The sequence below is a fragment of the Sneathiella chungangensis genome (assembly GCF_009882935.1).
GTDB classification, from domain to species: Bacteria; Pseudomonadota; Alphaproteobacteria; order Sneathiellales; family Sneathiellaceae; genus Sneathiella; species Sneathiella chungangensis.
Map to the genome: position 1 here is coordinate 216750 of NZ_WTVA01000002.1, position 22802 is coordinate 239551.

At 55.4% G+C, this 22802-nt stretch carries 26 protein-coding genes; 13 read left to right on the plus strand and 13 right to left on the minus strand.

The annotated features are described in order from the left end of the window. The first annotated feature begins 28 nt into the window (after window positions 1-28). A complete protein-coding gene (locus GQF03_RS05960; protein ID WP_161338299.1) occupies window positions 29-913 on the plus strand; it encodes a NifU family protein in 885 nt (294 codons plus the stop codon). A gap of 9 nt (window positions 914-922) precedes the next feature. Here the strand turns inward: GQF03_RS05960 and GQF03_RS05965 are convergent, their stop codons facing one another. Further along, window positions 923-1135 carry a hypothetical protein gene (locus GQF03_RS05965; protein WP_161338300.1) on the minus strand — a complete coding sequence of 71 codons (213 nt, stop codon included), beginning with the start codon at window positions 1133-1135 and terminating at the stop codon, window positions 923-925. Window positions 1136-1195: 60 nt separating this feature from the next. Continuing rightward, window positions 1196-1666, minus strand: coding sequence for an OsmC family protein (locus GQF03_RS05970; RefSeq protein ID WP_161338301.1), 471 nt, complete (start codon window positions 1664-1666; stop codon window positions 1196-1198). Between the two features lie 141 nt (window positions 1667-1807). Between GQF03_RS05970 and GQF03_RS05975 the strand changes: the two genes are divergently transcribed. The 6 genes from GQF03_RS05975 (at window position 1808) to GQF03_RS06000 (ending at window position 7193) form a co-directional block, all read left to right on the plus strand. After that, window positions 1808-2419 carry a CDP-alcohol phosphatidyltransferase family protein gene (locus GQF03_RS05975; RefSeq protein WP_161338302.1) on the plus strand — a complete coding sequence of 204 codons (612 nt, stop codon included), beginning with the start codon at window positions 1808-1810 and terminating at the stop codon, window positions 2417-2419. A 74-nt stretch (window positions 2420-2493) separates the two neighbouring features. Then, the gene (locus GQF03_RS05980; protein WP_161338303.1) at window positions 2494-3345 is read left to right on the plus strand and encodes an MBL fold metallo-hydrolase; all 852 of its coding nucleotides are present in this window, start codon (window positions 2494-2496) and stop codon (window positions 3343-3345) included. Window positions 3346-3466: 121 nt separating this feature from the next. Next, window positions 3467-4411 carry a choline ABC transporter substrate-binding protein gene (locus tag GQF03_RS05985; RefSeq protein WP_161338504.1) on the plus strand — a complete coding sequence of 315 codons (945 nt, stop codon included), beginning with the start codon at window positions 3467-3469 and terminating at the stop codon, window positions 4409-4411. Window positions 4412-4493: 82 nt separating this feature from the next. Continuing rightward, window positions 4494-5339 carry a choline ABC transporter permease subunit gene (choW, locus tag GQF03_RS05990; protein ID WP_161338304.1) on the plus strand — a complete coding sequence of 282 codons (846 nt, stop codon included), beginning with the start codon at window positions 4494-4496 and terminating at the stop codon, window positions 5337-5339. Window position 5340: 1 nt separating this feature from the next. After that, the gene (gene choV / locus GQF03_RS05995) at window positions 5341-6510 is read left to right on the plus strand and encodes a choline ABC transporter ATP-binding protein (protein WP_161338305.1); all 1170 of its coding nucleotides are present in this window, start codon (window positions 5341-5343) and stop codon (window positions 6508-6510) included. 50 nt (window positions 6511-6560) lie between these two features. Then, on the plus strand, window positions 6561-7193 hold the full coding sequence (locus tag GQF03_RS06000) for a glutathione S-transferase family protein (RefSeq protein ID WP_161338306.1): 633 nt from the start codon (window positions 6561-6563) through the stop codon (window positions 7191-7193). A 6-nt stretch (window positions 7194-7199) separates the two neighbouring features. On the opposite strand, the gene bmt is transcribed toward GQF03_RS06000, so the two are convergent. The 7 genes from bmt to GQF03_RS06035 all read right to left on the minus strand — a co-directional run bounded on the left by bmt (window position 7200) and on the right by GQF03_RS06035 (window position 13850). Then, on the minus strand, window positions 7200-8237 hold the full coding sequence (gene bmt, locus GQF03_RS06005; protein ID WP_161338307.1) for a betaine--homocysteine S-methyltransferase: 1038 nt from the start codon (window positions 8235-8237) through the stop codon (window positions 7200-7202). Between the two features lie 104 nt (window positions 8238-8341). Beyond that, window positions 8342-8776, minus strand: a complete 435-nt coding sequence (locus tag GQF03_RS06010) for a DUF4389 domain-containing protein (protein WP_161338308.1) — start codon at window positions 8774-8776, stop codon at window positions 8342-8344. A gap of 63 nt (window positions 8777-8839) precedes the next feature. Next, the gene (locus GQF03_RS06015) at window positions 8840-9304 is read right to left on the minus strand and encodes a methyltransferase family protein (RefSeq protein ID WP_162858434.1); all 465 of its coding nucleotides are present in this window, start codon (window positions 9302-9304) and stop codon (window positions 8840-8842) included. A 75-nt stretch (window positions 9305-9379) separates the two neighbouring features. Further along, complete coding sequence (locus GQF03_RS06020) at window positions 9380-10567, minus strand: pyridoxal-phosphate-dependent aminotransferase family protein (RefSeq protein ID WP_161338309.1); 1188 nt, start codon at window positions 10565-10567, stop codon at window positions 9380-9382. An 87-nt stretch (window positions 10568-10654) separates the two neighbouring features. Next, window positions 10655-11920: an MFS transporter gene (locus GQF03_RS06025; protein ID WP_161338310.1), complete on the minus strand. Its 1266-nt coding sequence runs from the start codon at window positions 11918-11920 to the stop codon at window positions 10655-10657. A 2-nt stretch (window positions 11921-11922) separates the two neighbouring features. Next, window positions 11923-13143, minus strand: coding sequence for a multidrug effflux MFS transporter (locus tag GQF03_RS06030; RefSeq protein WP_206376346.1), 1221 nt, complete (start codon window positions 13141-13143; stop codon window positions 11923-11925). A 167-nt stretch (window positions 13144-13310) separates the two neighbouring features. Then, a complete protein-coding gene (locus GQF03_RS06035; RefSeq protein WP_161338311.1) occupies window positions 13311-13850 on the minus strand; it encodes a hypothetical protein in 540 nt (179 codons plus the stop codon). A gap of 272 nt (window positions 13851-14122) precedes the next feature. Here GQF03_RS06035 and GQF03_RS06040 point away from each other — a divergent pair, with 272 nt between their 5' ends. The 5 genes from GQF03_RS06040 (at window position 14123) to GQF03_RS06060 (ending at window position 19051) form a co-directional block, all read left to right on the plus strand. After that, window positions 14123-15490, plus strand: coding sequence for an MFS transporter (locus GQF03_RS06040; protein ID WP_161338312.1), 1368 nt, complete (start codon window positions 14123-14125; stop codon window positions 15488-15490). 26 nt (window positions 15491-15516) lie between these two features. After that, complete coding sequence (locus tag GQF03_RS06045; protein WP_161338313.1) at window positions 15517-16275, plus strand: SDR family oxidoreductase; 759 nt, start codon at window positions 15517-15519, stop codon at window positions 16273-16275. Window positions 16276-16354: 79 nt separating this feature from the next. Next, on the plus strand, window positions 16355-17194 hold the full coding sequence (locus GQF03_RS06050; RefSeq protein ID WP_161338314.1) for a pirin family protein: 840 nt from the start codon (window positions 16355-16357) through the stop codon (window positions 17192-17194). An 86-nt stretch (window positions 17195-17280) separates the two neighbouring features. Then, window positions 17281-18510, plus strand: coding sequence for an NADH:flavin oxidoreductase/NADH oxidase family protein (locus GQF03_RS06055; RefSeq protein WP_161338315.1), 1230 nt, complete (start codon window positions 17281-17283; stop codon window positions 18508-18510). A 97-nt stretch (window positions 18511-18607) separates the two neighbouring features. Then, the gene (locus tag GQF03_RS06060; protein WP_161338316.1) at window positions 18608-19051 is read left to right on the plus strand and encodes a hypothetical protein; all 444 of its coding nucleotides are present in this window, start codon (window positions 18608-18610) and stop codon (window positions 19049-19051) included. A 36-nt stretch (window positions 19052-19087) separates the two neighbouring features. Here the strand turns inward: GQF03_RS06060 and GQF03_RS06065 are convergent, their stop codons facing one another. Continuing rightward, window positions 19088-19696, minus strand: a complete 609-nt coding sequence (locus tag GQF03_RS06065; protein WP_161338317.1) for a 2-hydroxychromene-2-carboxylate isomerase — start codon at window positions 19694-19696, stop codon at window positions 19088-19090. Window positions 19697-19824: 128 nt separating this feature from the next. Here GQF03_RS06065 and GQF03_RS06070 point away from each other — a divergent pair, with 128 nt between their 5' ends. Beyond that, window positions 19825-20406, plus strand: coding sequence for an HD domain-containing protein (locus tag GQF03_RS06070; RefSeq protein ID WP_161338318.1), 582 nt, complete (start codon window positions 19825-19827; stop codon window positions 20404-20406). Window positions 20407-20419: 13 nt separating this feature from the next. On the opposite strand, the gene GQF03_RS06075 is transcribed toward GQF03_RS06070, so the two are convergent. From GQF03_RS06075 to msrA, 3 genes are all read right to left on the minus strand, one after another. After that, window positions 20420-21334 carry a DMT family transporter gene (locus tag GQF03_RS06075; protein ID WP_161338319.1) on the minus strand — a complete coding sequence of 305 codons (915 nt, stop codon included), beginning with the start codon at window positions 21332-21334 and terminating at the stop codon, window positions 20420-20422. 209 nt (window positions 21335-21543) lie between these two features. Further along, window positions 21544-21951: a GFA family protein gene (locus GQF03_RS06080; protein WP_161338320.1), complete on the minus strand. Its 408-nt coding sequence runs from the start codon at window positions 21949-21951 to the stop codon at window positions 21544-21546. 87 nt (window positions 21952-22038) lie between these two features. Further along, window positions 22039-22674 (minus strand): peptide-methionine (S)-S-oxide reductase MsrA, encoded by a 636-nt coding sequence (gene msrA / locus GQF03_RS06085; RefSeq protein ID WP_161338321.1) that lies wholly within the window; start codon window positions 22672-22674, stop codon window positions 22039-22041. Window positions 22675-22802: the final 128 nt, after the last annotated feature.

Sequence of the window (22802 nt, forward strand, 5' to 3'; positions counted from 1 at the left end):
TCCCGGTCATCGGGAAGGGAGCTTGTTGATGTTTATTCAGACCCTGCCGCATGAAAGCGAAGACAGGATGAAATTTGTGCCCGGCCGTCAGGTGCTGGCTTCCGGTTCCATCCTTTTCGAGGACGAGACCGAGGGACGCGCGCGCTCTCCGCTGGCGGCGCGCCTCTTTGATATACCGGGCATCAAGGCCGTGGAACTTGGTGAAGACTATGTCACCATAATCAAACGCCCCGATGATGAGCACAAGACGCTCTGGATACAGCTCAAGCCGATGGTGCTGGCGGCGATAATGGACCATTATATGAGCGGTTTGCCGGTCCTGAATGGCGGAAACCCGACTGCAAGCGCCAGCTATTCGGATGAGGAGCAAAAGGTCGTTGATTCCATCGTCGAGTTGGTCCGCGATCGCGTTCGACCTCAACTTCTCGAAGATGGCGGTGATGTTGCGTTCAAATCCTATGATCCAACCGAAGGTGTCGTCACTCTCGAGATGGACAGCACCGGTCTCTCGACGCCGGCCTTTGGAACACAGATCAAAATCGAGAACACGCTCAAGCATTTCGTGCCGGAAATACAGCGTGTCCGGTTTGAGCGCATGATCGACGAAGAGGCGGCGAACACGTCGGACCGGCCGGGTCTCTTGACGGATGAGGCGGAGCAGATTCGTGTTCTGCTGGAAACCCGCATCAACCCCGCGATTGCGGCACATGGCGGCTATATTACCCTGATCGATATTCAGGACCGGACAGCCTTCGTTGAAATGGCCGGCGGCTGCCAGGGATGCGGCATGGCCGATGCGACCTTGAAACAGGGTGTGGAAGTCGAGATAAAATCAGCCGTGCCGACAATAGAGCGTGTCCTTGATGTCACCGATCACGCCGGCGGCACCAATCCCTATTATGTCGGCTACTAATCCTGAAGGTTAGTCGATTTCGTCGATGGCTTTGATAACGAAGCCGCGTTCCGCGCTGTATTTGCGGCGCATTTTTTCCCAGGCCTGCTCGAGACTCGTGGCGTAAACGTCAAAATAATGCGTTTCCGCCCAGCTGTCTGACAGATTTCTGTGATGTTCGCCGTCCTGTACCGCTGCCAGAACTTCCTCATTATAAATCGCCGCTTCAAACTTCAATTGCATTCGTTGTCTCGACAAAGTTTTCTTCTGACGTAACTCTCTCACTCTTCGGTTAAAAATTGGTTATTTCGCAAGGCTGACCGTCGCCTCATTACGGACGGGGAAATTGACGGAATTGGCGATAAAGCAAACGCCGTGCGCGTCATGATGGAGCCGCTTCGCTTTCTCGAGGTCGCCGTCGCTCGCGATGGTCACAACCGGCTTCAATAGGACGTCCGTAAAGCGAAGGCTTCCCTCCTTCATCTCCATTTTGCCCCAGGCGTCATCATGATAGTCGAGAACTTCAATCTTGTTCCTGGCGCAAAGGGCGAGATAGCTCAGCATATGGCAGGCAGAGAGCGACGCGACGAGAAGATCTTCCGGATTATACCGGTCATCGGTTCCAAGAAATACGGGATCTGCGGAACCTTTAATTTTCTGCCGCCCCTTGATCGAAATATCATAGTCACGGGAGTAGGTTTTATAGTCGGTCGTCGTCCCTTTGCCCGCCCCGGTCCAGTCGATACGGGCAATAAATTCGTGCGTGTGAGCCATTTCGTTTCCTTATAACGCGAATTCACATTATCGGGAGCAGCGCGATATCGCTTTGCTTTGTCCGCTGTATGTCATTATGTCATTTTTCAGATACAATCTCACCAGACTGTTTGCGGATCAAGAAGGTATTTCGAAGAAGAGATGTTTGATGCGGCCCTCCGGAATGTTATCGATCCACCATTGAACGCCATGGGTACGCGACTCGCCGCCTTTGGCGTATCCGCGAATGCGGTTACGGTCGTGGGGTTCGCACTGGGCTTGGCGGCGGTTCCCCTGATTGCGATCGAATCCTATGGCGCCGCCCTCCTTCTGATTTTGCTTAACCGGCTCTTCGATGGTCTCGACGGGGCTGTGGCGCGGCATTCGCTATTAACTGACTTCGGCGGATATCTCGATATCGTTTGCGATTTCATCTTCTATTCCGCCGTTGTTTTCGCCTTCGCGCTGGCCCGGCCGGAAAATGCCATTTATTCCGCGTTCCTGATTTTCAGCTTCATGGGAACCGGATCGACGTTTCTCACCTATGCAATCATGGCGGAGAAGTACAAGATTTCCACCGACATCCAGGGGCGCAAGTCGCTCTATTATCTTGGTGGCCTTGCCGAAGGGGGAGAGACAATCACGGCCATGATATTGATGTGCGTTTTCCCGGATTATTTCGTTGTGATCGCGGTGATTTTTGGCGTGATGTGCTGGGTGACGACTGTAACGCGGATTTACGCCGCCTGGCTGACCTTTGGCAGATCTCGTTGAACGGTATTGTAAGGCGGCCTTTAACCGCTATACTTCCGAAACGGCAAAAAATAATAATGAAGGAGGAAGCCGGCATGAACACTTGGCAGATCGGTCAAGTCAAGATCACCCGTGTCGTCGAGGTGGAGGCGACGGGCGGCACGCGCTTTATCTTGCCTCAGGCAACACCAGAAGCCGTCCAACCGATAGACTGGCTCGTCCCGCATTTCGCCTCGGCGGAGGGGAAACTGATCATGAGCATACATGCTCTCATCATCGATACGGGAACGCGCAGAATCATCGTCGATACCTGCCTTGGGAATGACAAGAAACGCGAGATTCCCGCCTGGAACATGTTGCAGACCACCTTCCTTGCGGATCTTGAAGCGGCCGGATATCCGCGCGACAGCATCGATACGGTTCTCTGCACACATCTCCATGTGGACCATGTCGGCTGGAATACGATGCTGGTGGATGGCGAGTGGGTGCCGACATTCCCGAATGCGCGGTATTTGATCGGCGAAAAGGAATGGGCCTATTGGAACTCTGCGTCGCAGGAGGAATATGGCGATGTCATCGGCGATTCGGTCGCGCCGATCGTCAATGCCGGCCTTGCCGATTTTGTCGCCACGGACCATCGGATTTGTGAAGAGGTCAGCCTGTTTCCGTCGCCGGGCCATACACCGGGGCATGTCTGCGTGCAGATACGCTCGAACGGGGCGGAAGCGGTCATCACGGGCGACAGCATGCATCATCCCTGTCAGATTGCCCGGCCTGACTGGTCGAGCTCCGCTGATTCGGATGCCGTCGCGGCCCGTAACACCAGGGAAGCGTTTTTGAAAAAGTACAGCGATTCCGATACGCTGATCATCGGGACGCATTTTGCAACGCCGACAGCGGGACATCTATGTACCCGTGAGGGCGGCGATTACTGGCTTAAAACCTGAAGCTGCCGGGCGGCGGCCCTTGTCGCCTGCCAACCAGTAATAGGCGGCTTGAGGATGGTTGGCGTCCCTACCCGGGCGCAGGATAAATTACTGATTTTAAATGGGGAACCGTAATATGTCGATGAAACTACCACAATTGCTCCTGACCGCGGGCGTCGCCCTGTTCACTACATTATCTGCAGCGCAAGCGGCAGATCCGGCGGCCTGCCAGAAAGTCCGCTTTTCCGATGTCGGCTGGACGGATATCACCGCGACGACCGCCGCCGCTTCGGTCGTTCTGGACGCGTTGGGATATGAACCGACGGCGACTGTCCTTTCCGTTCCGGTCACCTATGCCAGTCTGAAAAATGGCGATATCGACGTCTTTCTCGGCAACTGGATGCCGACGATGGAAGGCGACATCGCCCCTTATCGGGAGGATGGGTCCGTCGAGACGACAGGAATGAACCTTGCCGGCGCGAAATATACCCTTGCGGTGAACAAGGCGGCGGCCGATGGCGGAATAAAAAGTTTTGCCGATATTGCCAAGTTCAGAGATCAGCTCGACGGTAAGATTTACGGGATCGAGCCTGGCAATGATGGTAACCGCCTCATTCAGGATATGATCGATTCTGACGCGTTCGGGCTCAAAGGTTTCGAAGTCGTCGAATCGAGCGAACAGGGAATGCTCGCCCAGGTCGCCCGCGCCGATCGGAAAAAGGAATGGGTGGTTTTCCTGGGCTGGGAACCGCATCCGATGAACGCCAATTTCGATATGACCTATTTGTCAGGCGGTGACGATTATTTCGGACCAAACTTTGGTGGCGCCGAAGTGTTCACGAATGTGCGGAAGGGATATCTGACTGATTGTCCTAATGCCGGTAAGCTGATCGCCAATCTCAAATTCACCCTTGCCATGGAGAATGAGATTATGGCGGCCATCCTTGATGACGGCGTGGATCCGAAAAAGGCCGCCGAAGCCTGGCTTAAAAAGCATCCTGACGTTCCGGCAGCCTGGATCGCGGGCGTAACTACCTTCGAAGGCGGAGATGCTGCGGCCGCGCTTAACAAGGCTTTGGGAATGTAAAAAGAGCAAGTGGCCGGGATAGGAACCGGCCGCTGATTTCCCGGTCATAGAGCGTAGCCGCGTCAATCAGGGGGGGCATGACATGGAGTGGCTTACCGATCATAAAATACCGCTTGGTAACTGGATTCGCGACGGCGTTGATTTCATACTCGATCATTGCGCTTGGATTTTTGACAGCTTTTCAGATGGGCTCGCATTTCTGATCAACGGGCTCATCGACCTCATGCTCTGGTGCCCGCCGCTTCTGCTTGTGGTCATTTTTGCAGGCCTCGCCTATGCCCTCCATCGCAGTTGGAAACTCTCCCTGCTGATTTTACTGTCGCTGCTGCTTGTCATTAATCTCGGCTACTGGGAAGAAACGGTCCGGACGCTGGGGCTGATCATATTCGCGACGCTAAGTTGCGTGGTTGTCGGGGTGCCGATTGGTATCGTGGCGGCGCACCGGCCGCGCGTATACACTTTCCTTCGTCCCGTTCTCGACCTGATGCAAACCATACCGACGTTTGTCTATTTGATTCCGACGATGATCATGTTCGGTCTCGGCGTTGTTCCCGGGCTGATCTCGACAGTCATCTTTGCGATCCCGGCACCCATCCGGCTCACCTATCTCGGGATCTCGAGCGTTCCGAAAACATTGATCGAGGCGGGCGACGCCTTTGGCGCAACAAAACAGCAGATTCTCTGGAAGATCGAACTGCCGCATGCCGCGCCAACCATCATGGCGGGTGTTACGCAATGCATCATGCTCTGTCTTTCAATGGTGGTGATTGCCGCAATGGTCGGCGCGCCGGGGCTCGGCGTTCCTGTCCTGCGCGCGCTCAATACGGTCAATATCGCCAAGGGTTTCGAAGCGGGGCTCGCCATTGTCATCATTGCGATCCTGCTGGACCGGGTCTGCAAGCAGCCATCCCAGTCGGAGAAAAAATAGAATGGCTGTCGTCGAATTCAAAGATGTGGATATTATTTTTGGCAGCAACCCGGCGCCGGCGCTTGCACTTCTCGACGGCGGCGCCGACCGGGAAAAAATTCTTGAGGAAACCGGGAATGTGCTGGGCGTCGCCGGTGCATCGCTTGCGGTGAATGCGGGCGAGATTTGCGTTCTAATGGGTTTGTCGGGCTCCGGGAAGTCGACATTGCTTCGGGCCGTTAATGGTCTCAACAAGGTATCGCGCGGCAAGGTGCTGATCGAACATGAAGGCCAGCAGTTAAACCTTCCCGACACGGATGCGTCGACCCTCCGTCATTTGCGGATGCACCGTATTTCAATGGTCTTTCAGCAATTTGCGTTGCTGCCCTGGAGAACGGTCGCCGAGAATGTGGGGTTCGGTCTGGAACTCCGGGGCGTCGGAAGACGTGAGAGACTGCGCATTGTTGAAGAAAAGCTCTCACTTGTCCAGCTTGACCAATGGAAGGACAAGTTCGTGCACGAACTTTCAGGCGGGATGCAACAGCGCGTCGGACTTGCCCGGGCGTTTGCCACGGATGCCGACATCCTGCTGATGGACGAGCCATTTTCGGCGCTTGATCCGCTGATCCGTAGCCGTCTCCAGGACGAACTTCTGCAGCTTCAGGAGAAAATGCACAAAACCATAATTTTCGTCAGTCATGATCTGGATGAGGCGCTGAAGATCGGCAACAAAATCGCGATCATGGATCAGGCGCGGATTGTCCAGTATGACACGGCGGAAGAAATCGTCCGTAACCCGGCCAATGCCTATGTTTCCGATTTTGTCGGCCATATGAATCCACTCAATGTTCTGAAAGGCCGGAGCCTGATGGCGCCGTTGGCAAAAATACCGAAAGAAGAGGGTGAACTTGTCCTTGATCGGACCGGCTGTTGGCGCATCCGCGTCGATAAAGACGGGAAGTTGTTGTCGGCCACGACCAACGGCAAACCCTCCGGCATCACCGGATTTGAGCCCGGCAATGGATTTGACGGTATCGGGTATGATCAATATGTCACCGCGCCGCCTGATATCATGCTGAGGGACGTCATCGAGATCCGCCGCAAATCGGGGTCCCCGGTTTTGCTGGTTGAGAATGGGACGCTAATCGGTATGATTGGCGACGACGAAATATTTGAGGGATTCCTCAACTAGCAGGAAGCTCATCTGATCCGGGGCGCAATACTGGATAAGGACCATTATAAATGAAGCTGTACGATTTTCCCGGCCCCCCAAGTCCGCGCCGTGTCAGAATTTTTCTGGCAGAAAAGGGCGTCGAGCTGGAGACTATCTCCATCAATATCCGTGAAGGGGCGCAGTTTGCTAAGGATTTCAAGTCGATTAATCCGCATTGCACCATTCCCGTGCTCGAGCTTGACGATGGCAGCCATATTTCATCTATCGACGCCATCAACCGGTATCTGGAGGAAAAATTCCCCGAGCCGCCGCTGTTCGGCCGGACGATCGAGGAGCGCGCGCATATCAACGATTGGTGCCACTATATCAACGTAAACGGCTTTATGGCGGTTGCGGAGGCACTTCGCAATTCAGCGCCAAGGCTCGCCGGGCGCGCCCTCACCGGTCCGCGGAATGTTGAGCAGATACCCGAACTTGCCGAGCGCGGACGCCAGCGGGTTCTCTATTTCTTCGAAGATCTCGACAATCAGTTAAACGGGCAGGATTTTGTCGTCGGCACCAGCTATTCCGTCGCGGATATCGGTGCGATGGTCGTTGTCGATTTTGCGACCGGCATGGCGAAGGTCGAGATGCCGGATGGTCTTGACAATCTGAAGCGCTGGCATGCGGCGGTATCCGCGCGGCCGAGCGCCGGCGCTTAAAGCCTGTTATCCCTTCCGGCGGCGGCCGGACCTGCGGCCGCTTCCCTCGCCCTTGGGGGTGGCGCCATGTGTTGCCTCCGCCGGAAGCGCTATTTTCCAGACCGGACCAAAGCGGGCTTCGATATCCGCAAGGCTGATCTCCTCTCGCGGGTGATAGTCTTCAAGCGCCACCGCCATTGCCTGCAAATGTGCATGGCTGGTGCCGCAACATCCGCCGATTATACGCGCACCGGCGTCTGCGGCGAGCCGTGCATAGTCGGCCATGACATCAAGGGTGCCGCTATAGGTAAGCGCGCCGTCCTTGAATTCCGGAATTCCGCAGTTAGCCTTGGCGACAATGACGTCGCCTGGCACGGCGGTGGATTTAAGTCCAAGTACGGTTTCAAGCATTTCGCCTGCCCCAACGCCGCAGTTGGCTCCCCATCCCATGGGACGCGCCGGAAGCTCATGACAGAAGTCCGTAAATTCAGCCGGCTTGATACCCATCATCGTGCGCCGGTTTGTATCGAAGGACATGGTGCAGACGAACGGGTGACCTGTGGTCGCGGCCGCCTCGACAGCGGCGGCAACTTCCTCTTTCGATGACATGGTCTCGATCCAGAGAACATCCACCCCGCCTTCGATGAGGGCGTCGGCCTGTTCCTTGAATGCGGCGACGGCGGTTTCATGGGTGAGGGCGCCCATGGGCTCCATAAGCTCGCCGGTCGGCCCCATGGAGCCGGCGACGACGACAGGGCGACCCGCCCGGTCGGCCTCACTGCGCGCAATCCCGGCGGCGGCAAGATTGAGCTCGCGAACCCGGTCCTGCGCATTGTGAAGTTTGAGCCGATATGCTGTTCCGCCGAAACTGTTCGTAAGAATGATATCGGAACCCGCGTCGACGAAGCCACGATGCAACGCATGGATTTTTTCTGGCGCGTCCGTATTCCACAATTCCGGCGCGTCGCCTGATTGCAGACCGACGGCAAATAAATTCGTGCCAACGGCACCATCGGCCAGCAGGAAGGGCTTGCTGTCGAGGAGTTCCTGGAGTTTGTTGGTCATCTTCTCATATCCGCCGGCTCAGTTACTTTTGTTGGTCATGGCACAGGGAACAGGTGGCCGCAATTCCAAAGCCGACATTTCCTGTTTCAAAGGAATTGAAGCGATCAAGAATTATCGGATCCCTCGTCTTCCTTTGGCGCGTCCGGTTTCTTCGTGGGACGAGCGCGGGGCTTCTTCGGGGGCTCGGCAGGTTTTGACGGACTTGACGACGTTTCAGCCACAATGATCACGTCATCAGCTTTTTCGCTGTCGGTCTCACGCGGTTGTTCCGGCGGCCAGGGGCCAATCGGAAATGGCTTTTCGTCGCTCTGATAGGAAAGGAACGCAACGAGCTGCCTATTATATTCCGCAAGCGCGCCGCCAAAGGACTGCAACTGTTCGAAGGGACTGCCGGTCAGAAGCGCCTTCACAAACTGAATGATTGTAATAGCGAAGAGCACTATTCCGGCGACCCGATATATGATCCCGTACAGGATCAGATATATCAGCCTCGTCCAGGTCGTCTTTGATTTGACATGGGTTTTTACGTCTTCTGTCATCTGCCGTGCCCCTTGCGATACTGTGTCTGTTTCGGTGGGAATTTCCGCTGCCAGACTGTTGTTCTACAGCCAGCGACGGACCCGTGCCTTGTAGTCTAGATATTCCTTGCCGAACTTTTCTTCAAGGTAGGCTTCTTCCCGGGCGATAACATAGTACCGTATAAACAGCAGACATAAGGGCAGAAAAAGGAGGGCAAGCCAGCTTCCGGCGGCGATGGCGACGCCCGCATAGACGACCGCCATGGCAACATAAATCGGGTTGCGGGAATATTTATAAACTCCATCGGTGATGATCGTTGTCGTCGGCTTCCATGGCTCGACATTGGACCCCGCGGCTTTGTGTTTCAGTGCCGATATGATCAGGTAAATCAGGGAGATAATGGCAATCAGCCCGCCAATAATCGTCAAATAAGCGTTGGCAAGCCGACCCTCCGTCCAATCGGAATTCAGCAAAATCCCGGCAACCAGAAAGGCGAAAAAGCAAAGCGGCGGCGGAATGCGAACCCCGGCATGATCCTGTTTTGGCATAAACACCTCATCCAAATTTGATCAATGATAACAGGAAAAAATGTCGTCGTCCGTGTCTGCCGTCACACCTCTCGGCTATCGCGGGACATTTGCCGCAAGATGGTCGATTGCGGCCTGCACGCCGCCTGTCCCGTGCGGAATGCCAAGGGCCTTGAAACTCATCTCGAGAGAGCTGAGGGTGCCCAAAAGCATCGGCGCATTGATATGCCCCATATGCGCGATCCGGAGCGCCTTTCCCGATAGACCGGCGATGCCGACACCGACGACGACATTGCATTTGTCGATACAATAGTCGTGGATGGCTTCAAGATTTTCCGGATGCGTTACCAATACGGTCGTTACGGAATTCGACCGTTCCGCCGGATTTGTGATGTTGAACGTAAACTCGCCCTTTTCCGACCATTTTCCGACGGCGGCGCGGGTCGCTTCTGCCAGCAGCTTATGGCGCAGGAAAATCGCGTCCAGCCCTTCCTCGTTAATCATCTCGAAGGCTTTTTGCAGTCCGAAGAGTAAATGGACCGGTGGCGTACCTGAGTAATTACGGTAATGTTCCGCCCCCTGACGGCTTGTCCAGTCCCAATAGGCGGTCCTGAGATTGGCGTTTTGATGACGTTCCATCGCTTTTTCATTCGCGATGACAAAACTCACGCCGGGGGACATCATCAGGCCCTTCTGGCAGGCGGCGACGGTAACATCGACGCCCCATTCATCCATCCGGTAATCCATGGTGCCAAGACTTGCGATGGTGTCAACCATCAGCAATGCGTCGTGGCCCGCGTTGTCAATTGCCCGGCGGATCGCGGGGATGTCATTGACGACGCTTGACGCCGTGTCGATCTGGACGGTGAGGACAGCTTTGATATCACCACTTGTATCCGCCTTCAGCCGCGCCTCCAACGCCGCCGGATCAACTGCTTTCTGATAGCTTCCGGGCAAAATCTCCACATCCAGCCCGAATGTCGCGCCCGCCTGCCCCCAGCCGACGGCAAAGAATCCGCTTTCCAGTACGAGGACTTTATCATCGCGGTTGAGCACGTTGGTCAGTGCCCCTTCCCAGGCGCCATGCCCGTTGGCGATGTAGATAAAGGGGTAGCCTTGCGTTTTGGTGATCATCCGGAGATCTTTCTTGATACCCGCAGTTACTTCTACCAATTCGCCTTTGCGTATATCGACGGCAGGCCGATGCATGGCCGCCAAAACCTCATCGGGGACAGTCGTCGGACCAGGGATGCTTAAAAATTGGCGGCCGTTCTTGACACTCATGACGGTAATTTCCTCAAAAAGATCACATAAGGAATAAGGGAGTTTATTCGCTTTAACGGGACAGGCAACGGGAAACTTGGCGCATGATCAACTGTCATTTCCCTCGCCCTTTCCGTCATCCTTCACGGTTTCCCGTGCAACGTTGCTGTAAAGCTGCTTGCTTGAGGAACCGAGGCTTCCCAGCGGCAAAAATTCTGCCTTTTTCTTGCCTGAAGGCCGCTGAATAACCCGGACCACGGTCACCATCGCGAGAATAAGGGTGCAGCCGATCACATAATAGAAAAGCCCGTTGGGTCCGACCTGGCCCATGATTTGCGAGGCAATAATCGGTCCGATACTGGCGCCCGTGCCATAGGCCAGCAGGAGGCCGGCGGACACCTGAACAAGCCGATTCTGGTCCGCAAGATCGTTTACCTGGGCGGAAGACATCGGGTAGATGGTGTAACAGAAGCCGCCATAGATGAGGCAAAAGATAAACAGGGCAAGCACATGATGTCCCGTGGCCGCCCACAGGATTCCTCCGCTTGCAAGAGCCGCCGCGAGAGCCGAACCGATCAGAATGGTCCGTCGGTCGAATCGGTCCGACAACCGGCCGACCGGGAACTGCAGCAACATGCCACCCAGCAGGATGCTGGCCATAAAGGTGGAGATCTGACCCAGACTGAGCCCGACAGAAGCGGCGAATATAGGCCCCATACTGTTAATCGCCGAGTTCGCCAGCCCGGAAACAAGTGTGCCCGCGACGCCGACCGGCGAGATTCTGACGAGGTCACGGAATTTCATCCGCTCCGGCGCGGAGGGTTTTGGCGCCGTCGCCCGCGTCAGAAGAATAGGGACAAGCGCGACAGAGAAGATGATGGAGGCAACGGAAAAAAGCTGGAAGCTGTCGGGATTGGCAACGGTCAACAGGAACTGGCCCGATCCGGCGCCGAGGTAGTTGGTTATCATGTAAAGCGAGAGAACCTGCCCGCGGGTCGCGTTGGTGGACCGCTCGTTCAGCCAGCTTTCGACGATCATCACCATGCCGGCCATGCAGAATCCGGCAAGCGCGCGGAGAAAAAGCCAGGCGATCGGATTGATAATCAGCACATGGGCGAGGACGGCGACGGACATGAGGGAGGCGAAGGCCGCGAAGCTACGGATATGGCCGGCGCTTGCGACAACGCGCACGGCGTAAACGGCACCCAGCAGCATGCCGATAAAGAAACCGGCCATGATCACGCCCGTGACTTCCGTCGAAAATCCTTCAAGCTTGCTGCGCAGGCCAAGCAGGGTTCCGAACATGGCGTTGGCGACCATCAGGAAGCCATAGCTTGCAAGAAGTGACGCAACAGATTTAATCGAGTTCCACATGATCAGCCGGAATGCGGAGGCTGGTGGGAGGTTTTCACGGTCCAGATCATGGCCGCGAGCGATAGCCCGCCAAGAACCGCAAAACTGGCGACAAGAGGCAAGACGGTGCCGTCATAAAGCTGTGCGATCAGTGTGCCCAATCCCATTGACACGAAAGTCGTAATCGATCCGATGACAGCGGCGGCCACGCCGGCAATATGCCCGAGCGGCTCCATCGCCATGGCATTGAAATTTCCGAACAGAATACCGATGCAGAAAAAGGTCACCATAAAAAAAGCCACGAGCGTCGAAAGCGGCGGATGGCCGTCATGAATATAGGTATAAATGACAAACAGCCCCGATAAAAGGGTCAGTGCGACCAGCGCGTAATAGGAAAGTTTCCGCATGCCGAAACGCATGACGAGACGGGCGTTGACAAACGAAGCCGTGCCGAGTGCGAGCGCGAGTACGCCGAAATAAACCGCGAACATCTCGCCGACCCCGTATTGATCCTGGAATATCTGTTGGGACATCGTCAGGTAGCCGAGGAAGGCGCTGAAAATAAATCCGCCGACGAGCGTGTATCCGAAGGCCGCGCGTGTGCCGACGACTTCCTTGACCGCAAGCCAAATCCGGCGAAGCGAGAGCGGCGCGCGCTTTTCCGGAGGAAGAGTTTCGACCTGGCGAAGGGCGAACCAAGTAAGGGTCGCCAGACCAAGAAGGAGCAGGACAACAAAAATTGCCCGCCATTCGGCAAAAATCAGGATGACTTGGCCGAGCGCCGGCGCCAGCACCGGCACCAGAATGAAGACTGTCATGACCAGCGAGACGAAGCGCGCCATCTCGCGGCCCTCGTATTGGTCGCGGATAAGCGCGAGCGAGACAATTCTCGGCGATGCCACACCGAGCCCCTGCAACAACCGCCCGATCAGCATGACCGTGAAGTTTGTTGCGAAGATCGACAGCAGGCAGCCGAGCAGAAAAAGCCCGAAGCCGAAGTAAATCGCGGGCTTTCTCCCCGTGCTGTCGGAAATCGGACCGTAGAAGAGCTGTCCGATCGCAAGTCCGAGAAAAACCGCGGCGATCACATATTGACGGTCATTCGGATTTGCCGCCTTCAGGTCCCGGCTGATGTCGAACAGGGCCGGCAACATGACGTCGATGGACAGGGCCACCATTGATATCATCAATGCCAGCAGGATAATCTGCTCGACAAATCCAAGTTTTGCGGAAGGCGCGGACAATTTTCAACGAAGCTCCGTGTTGCAAGGCGGCATCTGGGTAATTAATTGGCGGTAAGGCGAAGGGCTGTCTGAATGAAGGCCGTCTGCCGCTCGATGACACCCACTATAGTCTATTTTTTTTGAGCCTGAACAGACTGTTTTTAGTCAAACAGCCGTACCGCCGCAAATTATCCGGCCGGTCTGCCCATCGCCTCCTGCAACCGGAGAAATGTCAAATCATCCCAGTAGCTTGAACCGTAGGTGGCAACGAGGTCGCGATTCTCGGACTGACGCAGCTTATGGCCGGTTTCGACGCCCAATGCGTTGACATAGGCGTCATTCGCGACGATGAACTGCGTTTTATAGGGAAACAGAAAATAACCTTCCTGCTTTTCCAGCTGTTCGCGCGCCTCGCCATAATTCCGGCACCAGATGTTCAGAAGGCCGTGACATTTGACGCTGTACCAGATATCACCCATATCCTCGCCGATCTGGGCGGATCCGCCAAGCACATAGCGGGCATGCTGCCAGTCTTTGAAGCCAGCCGTTCGTGCAACGCTTTTGAGGGCATCTTTCAGCTTGTACGGAGGATCGGTCCGGGTCGTGGAACTCAGTATCTTGAGCGCATTCGGTTGTTGCTGATCCGCCGCTTTCAAGAGAATGCGGCTGCGGATCTTAAGCTCGGCAAGCGATCGACGGGCCAGGGGATTATTCTTCGGGATCGACATATCGTAACTCCTAAGTTTTTTCCGGCATCCCGCGAAGCCAAACTAGAAAGTTAAATATGTGCCTCTAACATCGTTTTATCGAGGTGACGTCATCTTGAGCGGGCAGGCGCCCCCGAAGCACCTGGGTGCAATATACAAAGTCGTTTCAGGGAGTCAATTAAAGAGATCGTTCACTGCCTTGCTTTTCCATTTCGTTTGCCGCGAATGATGGAGTAAGCTTTTCTCATGCTGACGGGAAATTCCGAATTTCAGAAAAATAACAAGGAAACAGCATGGTCAGATTGGAACAAAAAGGGCCGCCTCATGGCCTTGATGTGCTTCTCGCACGCACCCCATTCTTCTATGGCTGGGCGGTTGTTGCAATTGTCTTTATCACCATGGGGATCGGGGTCAATGTCCGCACCTCGTTCTCGCTGTTGTTTCCGGCGATCCTGAATGAATATGGATGGGACCGCGCGACGACGGCGGCCGCTTTCTCGGTCGGCTTCGCGATGGCAGCAGTACTGGCGCCGGTCGTTGGCAAACTTCTGGAGTTTGTCGCGCCGAGATTTCTCCTATCCATCTCGGCGATAACAGTGAGCCTCGGTCTCCTTCTCTCCACCATTGCCATCGAGCCCTGGCATTTCTACCTGACGCTTGGCGTTCTTATGGTGGGCACAGGTATCGTTCTGACCTACGTGGGGCAGTCGATGTTCTTGCCCAACTGGTTCCAGCGGCGGCGCGGTCTTGCGGTGGGCGTGGCGTTTTCGGGTGTCGGGATCGGGTCGATGATTCTGATGCCGTTAATCCAGGAAACGATTTCCGCCGACGGCTGGCGCGATGCCTGCTGGCTGATGGCGGGCTTACTGTTGATTATCGTGCTGCCCCTTAATTTTTTCCTGCAGCGCAAGCAGCCTTCCGATATCGGTCTTTATCCGGACGGGGATGCCGCGCCGGACAAGGAAAAAACACAGGCCCAGCAAGCAGCGGCCGATCCCGTTGTCGACCATAACTGGGTTAGCACGGACTGGACGTTGTTAAAGGCTATCAAAACGGCGACCTTCTGGTGGCTGGCGCTCGCATGCTCTACGGCCCTCTATGTCTGGTACGCCGTTCAGGTTCATCAGACGAAATATCTGATCGAGATCGGGTTTTCCGAACTGGAGGCTGCGTCGGCGCTTGGATTGGTGGGGTTCGCTGGCGTGCTCGGACAGATATACCTCGGCAACCTCTCCGACCGGATTGGCAGGGAGTGGGTCTGGACAATTTCAACGGCCGGCTTCCTACTGAGCTGCATCCTCCTGCTGGTTATGGAGCATGTCCCGAGTGCGGTCATGATGTATGCCATGGTCATTCTTCAGGGTGGGCTCGGTTATGGCGTGGCAACGGTTTACGGATCAATGCCCGCCGATCTCTTTCAGGGGCGCGGCTATGGGATTATCTTTGGGACGATCAGCACCCTTGCCCTTATCGGCGGCGCCGTCGGGCCGTGGCTCACCGGCTTTTTTTACGACGAAGCCGGAAATTATCATCTGGCCTTTTACGTTATTATCGGAATGTCGGTCCTTTCAATATTGTCCGTCTGGTTTGCCGCCCCGCGCAAGCGGCGGCTGGTCGCCGGGCAGGCGCAAAAACGTGCCGCCAAAGCGATGGCTGGCTAAAAAAACGGGTGTGGATGGAATAGGGAATGGTTGAAAAACGAAAGATTGCGCTGGTAACGGGAGCGGGCGCTGGCATTGGCCGGGCGGTGTCTTTGAGGCTTCTCAAGAACGGATATAACGTTGCTCTCGCCGGACGGAACCTTAAAACGCTTCAGGAAACCCTCGACCTCGCAGGTGCCAAGGCGGCAAACGGTCTGGTCGTGCCCACGGATGTGTCTGTACCGGCCGAAGTCGACGCCCTGTTTCAGGCGGTAAAGGAAAAATTCGGGCGGCTGGACCTGTTGTTCAACAACGCGGGATTGGGCGCGCCGCCGGTAACGCCGGACGAACTTTCCGTCGATGTCTGGCAGAATGTCGTGAATACGAACTTGAATGGTTCTTTTTATTGCGCGCGGGCAGCCTTCGGCATGATGCGCAGCCAGACGCCGATGGGCGGACGGATTATCAATAACGGCTCTATTTCGGCCCATGTCCCGCGGCCATACAGCGTTGCCTATACCTCGACGAAGCATGCCATTACCGGGCTGACGAAATGCCTGTCGCTCGACGGACGCCCGTTTGATATCGCCTGCGGTCAAATTGACATCGGCAATGCGGAAACGCCGATGACGGCCGTCATCAAGAAAGGCGTGCCGCAGGCCGACCTGACGATGGCGCCGGAACCTGTGATGGATGTGGAAAATGTCGCGTCGGCCATCCTGTATATGGATAGCCTCTCTCTGGATGCGAATGTTCAGTTCATGACAATCATGGCGACAAAGATGCCCTTTATCGGGAGAGGGTAGCAGACCCTTTGAAATAGCGAATTCGTACCTATATTAAACCGATCGTTCCAAATTAAATCTGAAGGAAAGACAGGTTCCCATGCCGAATTTACGCAAAGTCAGCCGTGTTATTTTATCCCAGGTGGCCTCAGATGGCGCTGGCGTGAAATTGCGCCGCTCGATCGGCGGGGGACAGATATCTGAGCTCGACCCTTTTTTGCTCCTGGATAACTTCGGCACGGAAAATCCCGATGATTATATTGCGGGATTCCCCTCGCATCCCCATCGTGGCTTCGAGACGGTCACCTATATGATCGACGGCCAGATGCGGCACAAGGATTCCACGGGCGCGGAAGGCGTGCTCGGCCCGGGCAGCGTGCAGTGGATGACGGCGGGCCGAGGGATCGTGCATTCGGAAATGCCCGAGCAAAAGGAAGGCCGCATGAGCGGATTCCAGCTTTGGGTCAATCTGCCGGCAAAGGACAAGATGTGCGTGCCACGCTATCAGAACATTGATCCGGAAGACGTGCCGACCGTCGATCTTGGCCGCGTGACACTGCGGGTTCTTGCGGGTGAAGCCAAGGGTCCGGATGGCCCGGTTACGGGTCCCGTATCGGGCGTTGCAACCGATCCCGTCTATATCGACGTGGCGCTTGAGGCGGGCGGAAGTTTTGAGCAGCCGATCACTGAAGGGCATACTGCTTTCGTTTATGTTTTTGATGGCGACGTCGATGTCAGCGGCAAGGAAGTAACGCAACATCACCTTGCCATTCTATCCGACGGGGATCGCGTTCGCCTCTCGAGTGAGCATAGCGGCCGGGCAATTCTCGTCGCCGGGCGGCCGTTGGGAGAGCCCGTCGCCCGCTACGGCCCGTTCGTGATGAATAGCTTCGATGAAATCCAGCAGGCCGTTCGGGATTTCCAGACAGGCAATTTTTAAGCTCGCTTGATCGTCCGGAGAAAGCCCGTTAGGATTTTCTCCGGCAAAATTGTCACCACGAGAATGACGAAAAGGATCAGCGCCTAATGACAGTAGATATTTCATCTCCCATCACACTTCCCTGCGGTGTAGCCGTCAAAAACAGGATCGCCAAGGCTCCGATGACGGAAGGGCTTGCGGATTCGATGAACCGCGCGACCGAGCGGCATGTCACGCTCTATCGGAAATGGGCGGAAGGCGGCGCCGGGATTCTCATCACCGGCAACGTTCAGGTCGACCGTCGATATCTTGAACGGCCCGGCAATGTCGTCATTGACCAGAACGGCGGACTGGACGAGCTGCGTGCCTTTGCCGCGTCGGGCATTGTCAACGATACGCTTCTTTTTATGCAAATCGGGCACGCAGGACGTCAGACGCCGCGCCGGGTTAATCCGCGACCCGTGGCGCCGTCGGAAATTCCGCTGGCGTTGCCGGAAAGCGCGTTCGGCGCGCCGCAGGCGCTTACCTCTGATGAAGTCGATGATGTCATCCGCCGTTTCATTCACGTGGCAAAGGTCGCGAAGGAAACCGGGTTCTCGGGGGTGCAGGTGCATGGCGCCCATGGCTATCTGATTTCGGAGTTTCTGTCGCCGCTCGCCAATCAGCGGGACGATAAATGGGGCGGAAGCCTCGAAAACCGGGCGCGGCTTCTCCGCTCGGTCGTGCAGGGCATTCGCGCCGCTGTCGGGCCGGAATACCCGATTTCGGTGAAGCTGAATTCCTCCGATTTCCAGAAGGGCGGATTCAGCCACGAGGAATGTCTTCAGGTCGTTAGATGGCTTGAAGAGGATACGGTCGATCTGCTCGAAATTTCCGGCGGCAATTATGAGAATCCGGCGATGATGATCGGAGGGCGCGGCGCGGATGAAATCCGCGGTTCGACAATTGCGCGCGAAGCCTATTTTATGGGCTATGCCAAGAATATCCGCGCGGCGACCAAGGTGCCGCTGATGGTCACCGGCGGTTTTCGTACACGCGCCGCTATGGATGCGGCGCTTGCCGAAGGTGACGTCGATATCATTGGTATCGCCCGCCCGATGTGCGTCGATACCGATGCGCCCAATCAACTTCTCGCCTCTCCCGAAGCCATAACGATCGCCTATGAGCAGCAGATAAAACCCTCAAAAGGTGCGTTGGGCTGGTTTTGCCTCAACATCATCCGGATTGCGGAAGGCAAGGAGCCGGATCGTAACATGACAGGGGAGGACGCGATTGCCGCGTATCTTGTCAATGAGGAAAAAACGGCCGCGGCGCTGGAGGGAAGGTTGACGAATTAACCGGTTAATGTGGTTATGTCGGAAATTTGATTATTGTCAATGCGCCGCGCTGTGGGTTGTATAAACTGGTGCCTCGCTCCATAGGAAGGAAAAGCCAATGTTTGACAATCCGTCTCTGATAACGCGCATTGCAATCGGCAAGCTCATTGGCTTGATTTTCGGCCTGATCGGCTTTTTCCTTTTGCCTTTGTTTTGGCCGCTGGCCGACATGTTTTTGCGGGTGGGTATCTTGTTTTGGTATATCACCGTCGGCGCGATAATCGGTGTCTACGGCGTCCTGAACTGGCATCCGGTTATCAGGTTGCCGTTGCCCTGGTGGTTCCGTGCGCCGCTCATCGGCGGCTGGATGAATTTTGTGCTGACCTTCTTCGCCTACGATACCTTCCGCACCATGATGCTCGATATGTTCGGGCCGGACTTTCCCTTCACGTCACCCTTCTGGTTTGTTCTCGAAGGCGCTATCGTCGGGCTTATCATCGGATATTTCGCGACGAAGTTCGGCGGGGAAGGGAAGGCGGCGGTACCCGAACCTCCCAAATAATCCGCCTGCGGGAAATGATTAGCGAAACGTCTAAGTTTACTTCTGGCGCAATATTTCCCGTTCGACAGCCTCGAGCCGGTCCTTGCCGAAATACATCTCGTCGCCGACGAAGAACATTGGTGCGCCGAAGCAGCCACGCTTCACGGAAGAATCCGTATTGGCGATGAGTTTGTCTTTGACGCTCTGTTCCTGAATACGGTTGAGAATATGGGCGCCGTCAAGGCCGGCGGCGGTCAAAACCTCTGAAAATACTTCCGGATCGTCCAATTTCTTTTCATCTTCCCACATCGCGTTGAACATGACGTCCCTGTAGACATCTGCATATCCGTCCTCTTCCGCGACAATGGCGCCCCGCATCATCTGAACCGTATTGACTGGAAAATGCGGGTTCATTCTGAATTTCACGAGATTATGCTCGGCGATGAAGCGCCGTGATTCAAGGCGCATATATTCCATCTTGAGCGGAATTCCATCAAACTGCTGCATCGGGGATTTATTGTTGGTCATCTTGAAGACGCCCCCAAGTAAAATGGGGACGTAGGTAAAGCCCGCCCCTGTCCGCCCTTCGATTTCGGGGATGACTTTATGGGCGAGATAACAGTTTGGGCTGCCGAAATCATAATGAAATTCAACCTGCACCGTCATGTTCTCTTTCCTTTTTGTTTCACGCTGCCGATGATATGCTGCAGTTTGAACCCTGTCGCCGGAATAGACAAGGGCTGTCTTCGGGCAATTGGAAATCAAAAATAATAAAATGGACGAGGGAGCATCAAATGAACGATATGTCGGAACACAGAGCTAAGTTCAGCCAGATGACGGAGGGGACGGCGGCTGACTACAACATCATCTCGGAGAATTTCAAGGTCTATTCGCGGGGTCTGCCCGACCGGGTGCTCGATCATCTGCAACTGCTGAAAGGCGACTTCGGCGGATTTGCGGTGGATCGTCTTGAACATTCCTTACAGGCGGCGACCCTTGCCCATCAGGATGGCCAGGATGAGGAATATGTCGTGGCGGCGCTGCTCCATGATATCGGTGATACACTCGGTACCTTCAACCATGCGGATATCGGCGCGGCGATACTGAAGCCGTTTGTTTCGGAAAAGCTGCACTGGATCCTTGAAAAGCACGGGATTTTCCAAGGCTATTACTTTTTTCATCATATCGGGCTTGACCGGGACATGCGGGAGCAGTTCCGTGGTCATCAACATTTCGAAGACTGCGCTCATTTCTGTCATGCTTATGATCAGGCGGCCTTCGACCAGAATTTTGAATCGGCGCCGCTCGAGTTTTTCGAGCCCATGGTCCGCCGGGTGATGGCGGCGCCAAGGCAGTCGATCTATATCTCCGAGTAGGCCGCTTCAGCGGCTATACCTTGGTTGCTATCGCGGATGGCGTCTGCTGTTTCCGGCTGACCTGCAGTTCCCGATGCGAGATATAGGTCGCCGCCGCCACGATAACCGCGCCGCCGAGCATGACAAACGGATCAAGCGGCTCGCCGAATACCAGCACGCCAAGGATGGCGGCCCAAACCAGTTGCAAGAAACCGAGTGGCTGCGTCAGGGTGATGGGAGCAGCCTGGAAAGCGCGGGTCAGCGTATAGTGTCCCGCCGTCGCGATCACGGCTGCAAAGGCGAGCCAGGAAAGTTCGTAGGTAGTGGGCGTCCGCCATTGCAGGATGGCGCCGGGCAGCAATGCAATGGTGCATCCTATCGACAACATGCCGACAATCATGGATGAACTTTGCGTTCCGGTAAGCTTCTTCGCGATCAGGAATGACACGGCAAAGAGTGGCGCCGCGCACAGCTGAGCAAGTTGTCCAAGGTTGATTTCCTGAAAACCGGGACGAAGAATGATGAGGGTGCCAAGGAATCCAGCGACGACGCCGGCAATGCGCCGGAAATGCATCCGCTCGCCAAGGAACAGCGCCGCACCGATGGTAACGAATATCGGCGAGACATATCCGATGGCCGTCACCTCAGCGATCGGTATGCGGGCCATGGCGTAAAACCAGAGAATGACGCCGCCGCCATGAAAAATTCCGCGAAGTATGTAAAACCGGGTTTCGCGCTTGTTCGGTATGCCGGGCCAATGCCGGATGACCATCGGGAGGATCAGCAGAGATCCCAGAAAATATCGGATGAACGCGGTCTCAACGGCCGGCATATCGGACCCGAGATGGCGGATAATTCCCGTCATGCCGACAAACAGAAAACTTGTCAGCACCATCCACGCAATCCCTTGCAAGGTCTCACTGTTCTTGAGGGAACTTTTTACTGACATGCGCAGGCCTTTATTATTTTTATTGCAGCGCTCCTTATGCGGGGTTTTTCTGTTCGGAGTGCGATGCCCTCCATTCTAATGTCCATAGGAACATTTTGCCACTTTATTCACTTCATCTCAAAAGCGGCTTTGGCCGATAGGCTTCGTAACCTAGCATTGCAATTTCGCTCGTGTGGGGGAGAAGTTTATGTCCTGCGAGAGAGGTTTATCTATGAAGGAATACCGTCAATCTTCGGAAGCGTCTCCAGATCTTCATCCCAATCGGCCCGGCTTGAAACAAATATATGGGCTTTCGGCCGAAGCGAGAGTTTGCTATCCAGGCAGCCAGCCGGAACAGTCAAAAAATTTTCGTTCATGTTGACGCTCGGGACGGGGGAGCCGCAATTCAGACAGAAACTTTTCGTATGGCGCGTCGCCGGGAGAGTGAAGGTTTTTATCTTGTCCTGTCCCGAAGTCCAGTCCAGTTTTGCGGTGGTCGAGAATAAATTCGCAGCATGAGCGGAGCCCGTATCCTTGCGGCAATAATTGCAATGGCAGAGATAAAAGCTTTCGAATTCGCCCTCGATTTTATAGCGCACGTCACCGCACAGGCAGGACCCGTTATATACTTTTGCCATACTTTATTTTCCTCTACAGCAGGATGGGGAGCGGCCTGTACGCCGCGCCCTATCTCTCTGCCATGCTTCAGATTATCCGGCCAGGGATTAATGTTCCATGATGCCGCGGTGGGCCTGATCACCCCAAAGATCCTTCACTTTGGCATCGCGGCCACAGGAGAGACGATAGAAGTTGTAACGTAACGGGTTTATCTCCGCGTAATTCTGGTGATAGTCCTCTGCGGGATAAAATTTTGTGGCGGTTCGGATAGGTGTCACGACCGGATCGTTCAACAAGCCCGATGCCTCTATCGCGGCTTTGGAGGCCTCCGCCGTGGACCGCTGGGCGTCGCTTGTTACAAATATCGAGGTTTTGTAGCTTTCTCCCCGGTCGCAGAATTGCCCGCCGTCATCGGTGGGATCGACACTCCGCCAGAAAATATCCAGTATCTCGGCATATGAAACCTTATCCGGATCGAAAATGATTTCTACCGCTTCCAGATATCCGCTGCCGCCCGCCGAAACGGACTTGTATGTCGGGTTCGGGGCCTCGCCGCCGATATAGCCGGACGTCGTTTTGAGCACGCCCGGCACATGATCATAATCCGATTCCACGCACCAGAAACAGCCGCCCGCCAGAATGGCCGTTTCTTCTGCGGCAACGGCCTGCCGGGCAACCGACCCTGCGATTGTCACGCAAATCACAAAAATCGCACAGGCCAATGGATTGATAACTTTTCGCATCACTACTCTCCGCACATAACCTTAAAGGGAACTGTCCGGAAAACTGGCTTATTCAGGCAGTGAATGCCAGTGCATCTCGCGGAAAATTGATATCACAAATTTGTCAGCGTACGGCGCGCCTCATGTCG